Below are 13165 nucleotides of genomic sequence, written 5' to 3' on the forward strand. Positions count from 1 at the left end.
ATGTTATTTAAATGAAAAAAGTTTTTATGATTTTATGTTCCTTGATCTCGCTTGTTAAAGCGCAGGAGGCAATCAACCTTTATGCAGATTCTATTCCAAATGCGACTGATAAAGAGCAGGTAAATTTAGAAAAGAACGTCCCCAAGCTATTTGCCTATACAGCAGATAAAAGTGTCGATAAAAATATCGCCGTACTGGTTATTCCTGGGGGCGGGTATGCTCATATCGCAATGGATCATGAGGGACATGCCGTTGCTAAAGAGTTGGTGAAAAATGGGTATTCGGCATATGTTTTGCAATATCGATTGCCTTCGCCGAATATCATGCGTGACAAATCTATAGGGCCTCTTCAGGACGCGCAGCGGGCAATGCAATTGATCAGAACCCTGCACCCCGGACTTCGAAAGGTGGGGGTTATCGGATTTTCCGCAGGCGGACATTTGGCTTCCACTTTAATAACGAAGTTTAAGAAAGACTATATAGTGAATCCTTCACATGTATCCCTAAGACCTGATTTTGCTGGATTAATTTATCCTGTAATCTCTATGCAAAATGATATCACACACAAAGGTTCGCGTATAAATCTCATCGGAGAAAACCCTTCAGAAGACCAAATCAACCTTTTTTCTTCCAATTTGCAGGTATCTCCTGAAGTTTGTCCGGTTTTCTTTGTACATGCCAAAGACGATACAGCTGTACCGATAGAAAACAGTTATAGAATGATTGCTGCTCTGGACAAGTCAAAAGTACCCAACAAGCTTTATACCTTTGAGCAAGGGGGACACGGTTTTGGATTAATTAACAAAACTTCGGATAAGTTATGGTTTGACGCATTTTTATCTTGGCTTGATACACAGGACTAAGCTATGCAATTAATGGTCAAAAGAGATCCAGTGGGATATTGTTAGGTCAACAGCCTGTTGTTTTTGTGGAATTATTTGCGATGTAATAATCGCATGTAAGTTAATCTCATTATTGCTGACGACGATTTCATAATAAAAACCTCTGAATCGGACATCTTTCACAAAAAAAGTAGACTGCTCGGCAGGACTGATTGAGATCCATTCTTGATGTATCGCGATTGGTTTTTCGCTTGCTATGCCTAAATTTTGAGCTTGCTCAACCTGTAATATATTGCTTTTTGCCAATAATTGGGCAGTATAAGGGTGCGATGGATTGCTGTACAACACATGTGGGTTGTTTTGATCCAGGATTTTGCCAGATTTCATCACAATAAGATTATCTGCCAGGGCAAGTACTTCCGTCGGATCGTGTGAAACTAAAATGACGGTTAGCCCGGTTTCTTTAACAATATCCTTGATGTCCTGTTGTAAGGTATCCCTAAAAGAGGCATCGACCTGATTGAATGGTTCATCCATAAGTAAGACTTCAGGCTCGTTGATTAGTGCACGACAGATTGCGACGCGTTGTTTTTCTCCGCCACTGATGTCGGCTACTCTTTTTTTAGCGAGGTGATCAATCCGTAGACGTTGTAATATTTCCGCAGTTTTGTCTTGTTTGCGTTTGATATCTGTGTTTGGCAATTGGGAAGCAACATTATCCCATACATTGGCATACGTATTCAAATCGTCAAAGCCTTGCGAGACTAATTTCATGGCATCATGTCCGGGGATCAGCTTGTCCTTGCGCGTCGGGACCTGCCAACCTTTATAGCGCACAATGCCACCAGTTGGTTCCAAAAGACCGTATATAAGTCTAAGCAAGGTACTTTTTCCACTACCAGATTCACCAATGATCGCTGTTATTTTTCCTTCGTCGATATCGAAAGAACTATTTTCAACAGCAAACTGCATATTGTTCTCATGAAAGGAAAAGCTCAAGTGTTCGGCATGTATAGCCGCTAATCCGGGCACATGGATATCAGTTGGAATATATTGACAAGAGGATGAATGAGCCATAGTAGGGAGTCGAAAAAAAGGTAGTTAACGAATAGAAATTTGACGTGTTGTTGCATCTAGGATGCTAATATGTATCTCTTTTGCTTCTTCAGGAAGTAAGTTGGGGATTTTCTCCGGCCACTCAACAAAGCAATAAGCACCTGAATAGAAATATTCCTCATAACCAAAATCGAATGCCTCCTGTTCATCTTTAATGCGGTAAAAATCAAAGTGATATACGGGGCCAGCTGGAGACTCATATTCATTAACAATGGAGAATGTTGGACTAGATGTACTATCTTGTACATTCAATTGTTTACACAGGTGTTTTACAAAAGTTGTCTTTCCTGCTCCCATGGAACCATATAATAGAAAAATCCGGTCCTTTGGAAAACTATTTAAAAGTGTCTGAGCCGCTTGAGATAGATCTGCTGTGGTATTTACAATAATTTCCATGTTGCAAAATTACTATTTCGGTAGGTATGTCGCAAAGGGGATAATCATTTCTTCCAGCGATATTCCACCATGTTGGAATGTTCCATTAAAGTAATTGACAAATTGATTGTAGTTGTTGGGGTAAACAAAATACGAATCTTCTTTGGCAAAAACGTATGTTGAACTTACATGAAGTTTAGGCAGCTGTGCCTCGTGGGGATTTTTGATAGCAAAAACATCTTTGTCAATATAGTTCAGGTTTTTCCCTTGCTTATATCTCAAATTTGTATTTGTGTTGCGGTCACCAACTATTTTACTTGGTTTTTTTACCCGGATCGTGCCGTGGTCGGTTGTAATGATCACACGAACTTTCTTTTGAGAGAGCCATTTTATAACCTCTAATAAAGGTGAGTGTTCAAACCATGACAATGTAAGCGAGCGATATGCCGCTTCGTCGTTTGCTAATTCACGAATCATAGAGCTGTCTGTACGTGCGTGAGAAAGCATGTCAACAAAGTTATACACCAATACATTCAGTTGATTGTGCATCAAATTACCAAGATTGTCTAACACATCCTTTCCTTGTTCCAGGGTCAAAATTTTCGTGTAGGAGTGTTTTATGGACTTGCGGTACAGTCGTTTGATCTGATCTTCCAAAAATTTATCCTCATATAAATTCTTGCCGCCTTCATCTTCATCGTTTTGCCATAATTTCGGAAAGCGTTTTTCCATTTCCAGTGGAGTTAAGCCACTAAAGATGGCATTTCTAGCATATTGTGTTGCTGTTGGTAAAATACTGTAATAGGTTATCTCCTCCTCAAGTCTAAAATAATCGGTAATGACCTCATTGATAATTTTCCATTGATCGAAACGCAAATTGTCTATTAGAAAGAAAAATGTCGGTATATGATCTTCTATGGTCGGAAATACCTTCTTCTTAAATAGCTGGTGGGATAGAATGGGCGCGTTTTCGGGACGATTAATCCATTGTATATAGTTGTTTTCAATAAATTTTGAGAATTGCATGTTTGCTTCGGATTTTTGCATCGTCAGAATTTCATGCATATTGTTATCTTCAAGCTTTTCGAGAGACAATTCCCAGTAGACCAATTTTTTGTAGACTTCTGACCATTGATTGAAATCCAAATTGTCATTTAGAATCATCCCTAAATTGCGGAAGTCTTGTTGATAGGCCATGGATGTTTTCTCATTGACAAGACGCTTGTTCTCCGTTAATTTTTTAATTGTCATCAAGATCTGCTTGGGGTTGACCGGCTTGATCAGATAATCATCTATTTTGGAGCCGATGGCATCTTCCATGACATGTTCTTCTTCGTTTTTTGTAACCAGAACAACAGGGACAGTAGGGTTGATCGATTTGAGTATAGCAAGTGTTTCGAGCCCGGTTAGCCCAGGCATATTTTCGTCTAGGAAAACGAGGTGGAAAAAACCATTCTTAAAGGCTTCAACGGCATCATTTCCATTGTTGACCGTGTCAACTTTGTAACCTTTGCTTTCTAAAAATAAAATGTGTGGTTTTAGAAAGTCAATCTCATCGTCAGCCCAAAGGATATGTGTTTTTTGCATCTTGTTATTATATGTCTATTAGTAGAGGGGAGGATCGGATTTTCGATCTCATGCTAACATAAGCAAATATCGTGCTTTAGATTTTATTTTTAACATTTCTTAACGGTGAACTAACTATCTTTGTTTTAAGTTTATACTAGTGTTACCCAAGGCTTCGTAATTAAAGCGCTCGGTTTCATAATTTATAGTGTTGATGATCGTATTAATTTGTCGCCACGTTGAACAAAAATAAAATTATTAATGATCCGGTATATGGATTTGTCGCTATTCCTACAGGATTGGTCTTCGACTTAGTGCAACATCCTTATTTTCAAAGGCTCCGCTATATTAAGCAGGTGAGCATGACGCATCTTGTCTATCCCGGAGCTTTACATACTCGTTTTCAGCACGCCATAGGGGCGATGCATTTGATGTCAATGGCTTTGGAAACTTTGCGGAGTAAAGGTGTCATCATTTCTGCGGATGAAGAGGAGGCTGTTCTTTCGGCAATTTTGCTGCATGATATCGGTCATGGTCCTTTTTCCCATTCTTTGGAGCATAGTTTGATTGAAGGAGTTTCACATGAGTTATTGTCCTCCCTGTTGATGGATCGTATCAACCAGGATTTGGACGGAAGGTTAAGCTTGGCAATTACAATCTTTAACAATAAATATGAACGCAGATTTCTCCATCAATTGGTGTCGAGTCAATTGGACGTTGATCGAATGGATTACCTCAATAGAGATAGTTTTTTTACCGGTGTATCGGAAGGAGTGATCTCATTTGATCGTATCATAAAAATGCTCAATGTCGTGGCGGATGAAATCGTGGTGGAATATAAAGGGCTGTATTCTGTGGAGAAATTCCTGATTGCACGACGGCTCATGTATTGGCAAGTCTATTTACATAAGACCGTTATCGGTGCTGAACAATTATTGATTAAAATTCTGCAGCGGGCAAAATATTTAACGGCTACTGGTCATAAGCTCTTTTCTACCCCGGCTTTTCATTGGTTTTTAAGCCAGCAGGTCAACAAAACTAATTTTTTGGATGACCCGTTACATTTGGATTGGTTTACTCGTTTAGATGATACGGATATTATGTCTGCGATAAAAACATGGGAACATCATGAGGATTCTATTTTAAGTACAATGTGCCAGCGCGTTATGAAACGTAATCTATATCGCTCTGTCATGAGCAATAAACCATTCTCGCCAGCATATGTAGATTTAGTGAAATCGAAAGTACAAGCTGAGCTGGGTGTGGCTCAGGAGGATATTCATTATTATGTATTTATGCAGGAAATTCAAAACCGTGCCTATAATTCTTCCAAGGATCAAATAAAAATATTATTGAAATCCGGTGAGCTCGTGGATATAACAGAGGCTTCTGATCTAGGGAATTTAGAAGCACTATCGAAAAATGTGGCTAAATACGCCTTATGTTATCCAAAAGAGGTGGGATATGTTGCAATTACTTCCATCAAGTAGTTATTTTTTAATAAAAAAACATAGATTTGTACCATGCAATTTACTGCTCAACAAATAGGGACATTATTAGAAGGACGGATTGAAGGAAATCCAGAAGTTACTGTAGGTAACCTTGCCAAAATTGAGGAAGGTAAAAAAGGCGATCTTTCTTTTTTGTCAAATCCAAAATATGAGCATTTTATTTATACTACTGACGCCTCGATTGTAATTGTGAATGAAGATTTACAATTGACCCAAGCAACTAAGCCGACTTTAACGATCATACGGGTGAAGAATGCATATGCTGCTTTCTCTACTATTCTGAATATGTATAATGAGTTCCGTCTTGACAAAAGCGGACGTGAGGAGCCTCATTTTATACATACTGAAGCGGAGATCGGCCAAGGAGGTTATATCGGTGCATTTGTATATATTGGACGCGGAGCTTCCATTGGAGATAACGTGAAAATTTACCCACAGGTCTATATTGGCGATAAAGTAACGATTGGAGATAATACAACACTCTATCCAGGGGTGAAGATTTATCATGATTGTAAGATTGGGAAAAATGTCGTCGTACATTCTGGTGTTGTGATCGGATCGGATGGATTTGGATTTGCACCACAAGAAGACGGAACATATAAAAAAGTACCTCAGATTGGTTATGTGCAAGTGGAGGATAATGTTGAGATCGGCGCCAATACAGTAATCGATAGAGCAACAATGGGTGCTACAATCGTGCGTGATGGTGTTAAGTTGGATAATTTGATTCAAATTGCACATAATGTTGATATTGGAAAGAATACTGTAATCGCAGCGCAAACAGGTATTTCTGGTAGCTCAAAAATTGGAGAACATGTGGTTTTAGGAGGCCAGGTTGGGGTTGTTGGTCATATTGTTGTTGCAAAGGGCTCTCAAATCCAGGCGCAATCAGGAGTGAATAGATCGATTAAAGAAGAAGGTAAAAAGTGGGGCGGTACACCGGTGATGCCTTATCAGCCCCAATTGCGTTCTAATGTGATTTTTGCACGCCTCCCTGAGTTGGAAAAACGAATCCAAGAGTTAGAAAAGTTAGTAGAAAAAAAATTGAAATAATTATTTTTCATTGAAAATAAACTGTTCTTTAATGGTGATGAAATAAGCATTCCAGGCACGGCTATGGCAACATCGATGTAGCTTAAGGGATAAATGTTTTGTCAAAAGAAGTTTTGATTTAAAAATATGTTATTAGAAATGAATGTAAAACAGCGAACCATCAAAAACGAGGTTGAAATTTCGGGGGTAGGTCTTCATACAGGGAAAATTGTATCGATGACGATCAAGCCAGCTCCGGAAAATCACTGGTTTAAGTTCAGACGTGTAGATTTAGCGGGACAACCAGAAATTTTGGTTGATGCGGATAATGTGACGGATACCTCCAGAGGGACGACAATAACGCAGAATGGGGCAAGTGTGAGTACAATTGAACATTTGATGGCATCGTTAATTGGTTTACAAATCGATAATGTGCTGATTGATATTGATGGCCCTGAAATACCCATACTCGATGGTAGCTCAGCTATTTTTGTGAAGTTGCTGGAGGAAGCGGGATTTGAAGAACAAGATGCTGACCGGGATTATTATGAGATATCCAATAATATCCATTATGCAGAGCCAGATCGCAAAGTTGAAATACTGGGTATGCCGATGGACGGGTATCGTTTGACTTGTATGATCGATTTTAATTCGCCGGTGTTGGGAAGCCAACATGCCGCAATAACATCGATTGAGGACTTTAAATCAGAAATAGCCTCTTCACGTACGTTTTGTTTTTTACACGAATTGGAAATGTTGGTTGATCATGGCCTAATTAAAGGTGGTGATTTGAGTAATGCAATCGTTATTGTGGACAAGGAGACTTCTCCTGAGGAATTGCAGAAATTAGCGCATCTTTTTCATAAAGAAACCGTTGCAGTTGCTAAGGAAGGAATATTAAACAATAATCAATTGCGTTACCAAAATGAACCTGCTCGACATAAATTGTTGGACATGGTTGGAGATTTAGCACTTGTCGGAAGACCTTTGAAAGGGCATATTATGGCTGCACGACCAGGTCATGCAGCGAATGTGGCTTTTGCAAAAAAGATAAAGGAGCAGATCAAAAAAGATAAAACACGTAAAAAAATTAAAGTTTACGATCCCAATATGCCTGCATTATACGATACAGTAGAAATCATGAAGATTTTACCGCATCGTCAGCCCATGCTTATGGTCGATAAAATTCTTGAGTTGACGGAAACACATGTGGTGGGTTTGAAAAATGTTACCATGAACGAAGATCTATTTATGGGACATTTTCCTGGTGCGCCATTATTTCCCGGGGTTTTGCAGGTAGAGGCTATGGCACAGACAGGGGGAATTTTAGTGCTGAAGACGGTTCCTGATCCAGAGAATTGGCTGACCTTATTCCTTAAAATTGAAAATGCACGTTTTAAAGCGCAGGTAACTCCAGGGGATTCTGTTATTTTTAGATGCGACTTGATGGAGCCGATCCGAAGAGGTATCGCAAAAATGAAAGGTGTGGCTATGGTAGGAGAGAAAATTGTGTGCGAAGCGGAGCTTATGGCACAGATCGTAAGAGTAAATAACAACTAAAGTAGTATAGATGATACAGCCATTAGCTTATATTCATCCGGAGGCAAAAATTGCTAAAAATGTGGTCATCGAGCCATTTGTAACCATTTATAAAGATGTCGTCATTGGCGAAGGAACTTGGATAGGATCAAATGTGACGATCATGGATGGAGCTCGAATTGGAAAAAACTGTAAAATATATCCCGGTGCAGTAATCTCTGGCGAACCTCAAGATTTAAAATTTGATGGTGAGATTACGACAGCCGAAATTGGAGACAATACAACCATTCGTGAGTGTGTAACAATCAATAGAGGAACTAAGGATAGGTATAGAACGGTCATTGGAAAAAATTGTTTGATCCAAGCGTATAGTCATGTTGCACATGATTGTGAAGTAGGTGATAATTGTGTTTTTTCGAACAACAGTACACTTGCTGGACATATTACAGTGGGCGATTATGTTGTACTTGCTGGGATGGTCGCTGTTCACCAATTTGTTAAAATTGGTTCGCATGCATTTGTTACTGGTGGTTCATTGGTACGTAAGGATATTCCACCTTTTGTTAAGGCCGCGCGTGAACCGATTTCTTATGCGGGTATTAATTCTGTTGGATTGAGAAGAAGAGGATTTTCGGAAGAGCAAATTGCCGAGATTCAGAATCTTTATCGCATTCTTTTTGTTCAAAACAGAAATCTGGCTAAAGCAATAGAAATTATAGAAGCTGAATATCAGGCAACGGAAATCCGTGATGAAATTTTGGATTTTATTCGAAACTCAGGCCGGGGTATCATGAAAGGATTCAATAATAGAGCGATGTAGTCGCTTTGTCGATTCTAGTGAATTTGAAAATTACATTAAAAGATATTGGTAGGAGGTATAACAATGAATGGATTTTTAGGCATATAAACTATACCTTCGAGTCCGGCAAGAGTTATGCCATCCTTGGCCATAATGGTTCAGGGAAGTCCACTTTCTTAAAAGTGCTTTCAAGTAGTTTGACACCCTCAGCGGGTGAACTGATCTACACCGATGGAGACCAAGTCCTGGGTGTGGATACGATATATCAGCAGCTGTCTCTCGCAGCTCCTTATGTTGAACTGATCGAGGAATTTACCTTAAACGAGCTGATTGATTTTCATTTTAAATTTAAAAATTATCTTCCTTCTTTTGATAAAGCAACTGTTGTAAAGCTATTGGGATTGGAACATGCGCTTGACAGAGAGATCCGTTTTTTTTCATCAGGTATGCGTCAACGTGTCAAGCTAGCGCTAGCTTGTTGTTCTGCATCTGCCTTGGTTTTGTTGGATGAGCCTACAAGTAATTTGGATAGTGCGGGTGAACAATGGTATCTTCGTTTAATTGAGCGTACAAAATTGGAGTCTAGATTGTTTATCGTCTGTTCGAACCAAAAAAAAGAGTATGAATTCTGCGATGAAAGTATTTCTATAGTCGATTTTAAGTCTTAGGGAGATCAACAATTTGTTGCTATCACATCGAAAATAGGCGAAAAGTTCTTGTCCTGTATTAAAAATAGCTACTTTCAATAAAACCGTCAAGACTGTATCATCATGAGCAGCTACGAAAGTGAACTGAAGGTTCCCTCCGGCCAATAAAAACAAACAGGTTCAGAAAAAAAGTAGCGAATGAAATTTTAATAACACAATTAGTTTTTGTACTTTTGACGACTCAATAATGAGATAACCGTTTAAAGTTCAATTCAAAGAATGGCTAAGGCATCAGAGGTAAAATCAGGAAATATCTTAAGATTTAACGGAGAATTAGTATCCGTAGAAGAATATATACACCGCACACCAGGTAATTTACGCGCGTTTTATCAAGCGAGAATGCGTAATGTTAAAACTGGTAAGTTAGTTGAATACCGTTTTAGAGTTGACGAATCTGTAGAAATAGCGCGTGTAGAAACTAGCGATTATCAGTATTTGTATGAGGATGGAGATTTCTTCGTGGTAATGGATAACAATACCTACGAGCAATTCAATATTCCTAAATTTTTGTTCGGTGATTCAGCTCGTTTCTTGAAAGAGGGAATGACTGTAATTATTGCTTTTGAAAGTGATGAGCCTATCATGGCAGAAGCTCCAAAAAGTGTTGAGTTGGAAATTACATATACTGAACCGGCTGTAAAAGGAGATACTTCTACAAATGCATTGAAAAAAGCAACTGTAGAGACTGGTGTTGAAATTATGGTGCCGTTGTTCATTAATCAAGGTGAGAAAGTAAGAGTTGATACGCAAACAGGTAATTATATCGAACGCGTAAAATAATACAAAGATTTTAGGTTTAGGTTGATTATTCGGTCTTGTTAGCGCTCGCTACAAGGCCGTTTTTTTTTACAAAAGTTTCAACTGAGTTGAGCATATGGTTTTCGATTCTGAATAAGAATTTCTAATGGCTTTTGAAGATCAAATAAAAATTGAATTGGGAGGAATGCTATTTTTGATTAATCGTGGCATAAGTGGTAGACTTAAATGGGGATTTTGGTGAAGAAGGGAAATAAAATTTAGAAATAACTATTTTACAAATGAAATCAAAACAAGAATTACGACTTGAGTATAAAACTAAGCGTTGTCAATTGTCTGTAGAGACAGAAACTACGCTCAATGAACGACTACTTTCGCAGTTTACAAAGCTTGATCTGTCGGAGGTCGAATTTTTGCATATTTTCATTCCCATAGGGAAATATCACGAACCGAATACATATTTAATAATCAACTATATTCAAGAATCTTTTCCACAGATAAAGATCGTCGTTTCGCGATCTAATTTTGAGGACTATTCGATGCAACATTTCATATTGGATGAGCATACCCTATTTGAGACGAACAACTGGGGTATTCCTGAGCCAGTATCCGGCATTAAGGTGAATTCATCGCTTATTGATATGATTATAGTTCCTTTGTTAATTTTTGATCTTTTGGGCTACAGGGTAGGTTACGGAAAAGGGTTTTACGACCGTTTTTTCTCGTCCTGTAAAGTTGATGTGCAGCGTGTTGGACTATCTTTTTTTGATCCAATTGATGTTATTGCGGATAAAAATGAATACGATGTCCAATTGACGCAGGCCATTACGCCAGATCATATTTATCATTTTTTTGATAAGTAGTTGGTTGATTTTGTCGCATGCTGATTTAATTAAAATTATTTTTTATTTTTATTGCGAAATTCAATGCCTGCGCCGATATGTTTCGATATCTTCTATTTTTTCTTTTCCTAGCAATCATACCTTGTCATGTGGTCTATGGGATGGATTTAATGGATTCCAATTCCTCGATAGAAGAGAAGAACTTTTACGAAACAATTATAAAAGAATCAGCGCAGTATCAATCCTCCAGTCTGTCGTTGAGTAAATATCTTGCACCATATTTTAGTCAGGCGGTACGAAAAAATGATAAGGCGCTTTTGGCAATCTATTATTGTTTACTGGCGGATCAGTCGTTTAATGACGAAGGCGCAAGAAATAACTTTAGTGATAAATACTATTTAAAAGCGCTGGACCTTGAAGAAGGCTATAGCTACCAAAATGTACGCGTTTGGGTAAAAGTGATGTATGGCTTTTACCTATATCGATGCCTGAAAGCCTCTGAGGCATTACCTTTTATTTTGGAAGGGGAGAAAGGATTAGAAGATGTACCTAAAGAACTTGTTTTAGACCTAACTCAAACGTACAAGAAGCTTGGCTATTTTTTTGGAACCTTAGGTGATTATATTTCTGGAATTAAATATCTGGATTTAGGGCAACGACAAGAACAAATTTCGCCGAGATTGAAAGCTGAAATCTTAGACAATTTAGGTGTATTGACGCTGAAAAGTGGTGGTGATACCTTGCAGGCGATGAAAATTTTTGAATTGGCGCAGACGTTGGCACTTTCAGAAAATGACTCATTACGCTACGCGAAGATTTTAGGTAATCAGGCTGCTGTGTTCGAAGGGATGAAGGACTACCATAAAGCCTTATTGCTCCTCGATAAGGATCTTGAGATCTCAAGATCACTTGGTAATGATAGAAATACAATTTTCGCCTTAATGATGCGAATTCGTTTAGATATAGCGAATAAGGAAACGAAAGATGTCCGTCCTATGATTGCGGAAGCTGAATCGCTTTTGTCAGGCTCGGATGATAAGAAGACCATACTTGAACTGGAAATTCACAAGTTGAATTTGGCCATGCAAAGTAACGATATAGGTCGTGAGCTGAATGCTCGAAGAAGGATAGAACGTCTCCAAGACTCACTGCGCTTTTTAGATGGTGATCCAGTATTGACTCAGTTGAAGTTTATGGCCGATAAGCAAAAGTATGCCGATAAGTTATCGCTGGCGCAAGCTGTTATTAAGAAAAAGCAAGCTGAGAGACGATTATGGGTCATAATAAGTTTGTTGGTACTGGTGGTATTCTTTTTTATTTATAATGCGGTTCGATACCGTGCGAGAAAACGTATACGTGACTATGAATATCAGCTTCTTAATTTAAAGTATACAAAAGCGGAATTGGACAGGGAACTGGTGAGCTCTAAAAGCCAGGTGGAAGAGTACGTCGCTTACCTTAAGCGGAATAATGAACAGATCAATGTGCTTTCTGCTATGCTTGAGGAAAAAGGGAATGTTGTTGAAAAAGATCGTGAGGAACTAAAAATATTGTTGCAGTCACATCTCATTACCGAAGAGAAATGGCAGGAATTTAAATTATTGATTGTAAAAGAATTTCCCAATTTACTGCAGGATATACAATCCAGATTCCGCGACATAACGGAATCCAATTTGAGGGTAATTGTACTTATGAAACTGGGGTTAAATAATAAGGAAGTAGCCAACGTATTGGGCGTCACTCCAGACGCCATAAAAAAATCTATGCAGCGCTTAAAAAAGAAGCTTGGAGATCAAGCCGGGGTGCTTATGGACTATATTTCCGACAAAGAGTTTGTTTAATGTCGATCATCGGTTGGCCGAGGGGCCTTTTGGATGCCAAGTTGAAATCCTATTGTGGTCGACTTCGACCTGTATGCAGGGTGAGTCTACAGTGAGTCCACGTTGAGTCTACCTTTTTAAGTGCTTTCATTGTGCTGGTACGTTTTTTACAAGTTGGGAGCAAGCAGAACATAAGGCGGATTTGGCTATAAGGTATTTGCAAAAAAGACCCTTGAAAATTGCAAGATTTAAAATCCTCG

At 38.7% G+C, this 13165-nt stretch carries 12 protein-coding genes; 9 read left to right on the forward strand and 3 right to left on the reverse strand.

From position 1 onward, the window contains the following. The first annotated feature begins 11 nt into the window (after positions 1-11). The gene (locus B3600_RS24375; RefSeq protein WP_070561704.1) at positions 12-863 is read left to right on the forward strand and encodes an alpha/beta hydrolase; all 852 of its coding nucleotides are present in this window, start codon (positions 12-14) and stop codon (positions 861-863) included. 9 nt (positions 864-872) lie between these two features. Here the strand turns inward: B3600_RS24375 and B3600_RS24380 are convergent, their stop codons facing one another. Genes B3600_RS24380 through B3600_RS24390 form a run of 3 tightly spaced genes read right to left on the reverse strand, consistent with a single transcriptional unit; the run spans position 873 to position 3920 of the window. Then, positions 873-1919, reverse strand: a complete 1047-nt coding sequence (locus B3600_RS24380; protein ID WP_070561701.1) for an ABC transporter ATP-binding protein — start codon at positions 1917-1919, stop codon at positions 873-875. Positions 1920-1943: 24 nt separating this feature from the next. Continuing rightward, the gene (gene tsaE, locus B3600_RS24385) at positions 1944-2354 is read right to left on the reverse strand and encodes a tRNA (adenosine(37)-N6)-threonylcarbamoyltransferase complex ATPase subunit type 1 TsaE (RefSeq protein WP_070561699.1); all 411 of its coding nucleotides are present in this window, start codon (positions 2352-2354) and stop codon (positions 1944-1946) included. 12 nt (positions 2355-2366) lie between these two features. Next, positions 2367-3920: a bifunctional response regulator/alkaline phosphatase family protein gene (locus B3600_RS24390; RefSeq protein WP_070561696.1), complete on the reverse strand. Its 1554-nt coding sequence runs from the start codon at positions 3918-3920 to the stop codon at positions 2367-2369. Positions 3921-4138: 218 nt separating this feature from the next. On the opposite strand from B3600_RS24390, the gene B3600_RS24395 reads away from it, so the two are divergent. The 8 genes from B3600_RS24395 to B3600_RS24430 all read left to right on the forward strand — a co-directional run bounded on the left by B3600_RS24395 (position 4139) and on the right by B3600_RS24430 (position 12926). Then, entirely contained in the window at positions 4139-5389 is a 1251-nt protein-coding gene (locus tag B3600_RS24395; RefSeq protein WP_070561694.1) for an HD domain-containing protein, read from the forward strand. 33 nt (positions 5390-5422) lie between these two features. Then, a complete protein-coding gene (gene lpxD / locus B3600_RS24400; RefSeq protein ID WP_046674769.1) occupies positions 5423-6463 on the forward strand; it encodes a UDP-3-O-(3-hydroxymyristoyl)glucosamine N-acyltransferase in 1041 nt (346 codons plus the stop codon). A gap of 138 nt (positions 6464-6601) precedes the next feature. Further along, positions 6602-8002: a bifunctional UDP-3-O-[3-hydroxymyristoyl] N-acetylglucosamine deacetylase/3-hydroxyacyl-ACP dehydratase gene (locus B3600_RS24405; protein WP_175441947.1), complete on the forward strand. Its 1401-nt coding sequence runs from the start codon at positions 6602-6604 to the stop codon at positions 8000-8002. A 10-nt stretch (positions 8003-8012) separates the two neighbouring features. Next, a complete protein-coding gene (gene lpxA / locus B3600_RS24410) occupies positions 8013-8801 on the forward strand; it encodes an acyl-ACP--UDP-N-acetylglucosamine O-acyltransferase (protein ID WP_286754761.1) in 789 nt (262 codons plus the stop codon). A 17-nt stretch (positions 8802-8818) separates the two neighbouring features. Next, complete coding sequence (locus B3600_RS24415; protein ID WP_312524535.1) at positions 8819-9448, forward strand: ABC transporter ATP-binding protein; 630 nt, start codon at positions 8819-8821, stop codon at positions 9446-9448. A 258-nt stretch (positions 9449-9706) separates the two neighbouring features. Beyond that, positions 9707-10267: an elongation factor P gene (gene efp, locus B3600_RS24420; RefSeq protein WP_046674772.1), complete on the forward strand. Its 561-nt coding sequence runs from the start codon at positions 9707-9709 to the stop codon at positions 10265-10267. A 257-nt stretch (positions 10268-10524) separates the two neighbouring features. Then, positions 10525-11106, forward strand: coding sequence for a 5-formyltetrahydrofolate cyclo-ligase (locus tag B3600_RS24425; RefSeq protein WP_286754763.1), 582 nt, complete (start codon positions 10525-10527; stop codon positions 11104-11106). Between the two features lie 77 nt (positions 11107-11183). Then, positions 11184-12926 (forward strand): helix-turn-helix transcriptional regulator, encoded by a 1743-nt coding sequence (locus B3600_RS24430; RefSeq protein ID WP_147281992.1) that lies wholly within the window; start codon positions 11184-11186, stop codon positions 12924-12926. Positions 12927-13165: the final 239 nt, after the last annotated feature.

Origin of the sequence: Sphingobacterium sp. UBA2480 (assembly GCF_002341965.1) — a bacterium.
Taxonomy (GTDB): domain Bacteria; phylum Bacteroidota; class Bacteroidia; order Sphingobacteriales; family Sphingobacteriaceae; genus Sphingobacterium; species Sphingobacterium multivorum.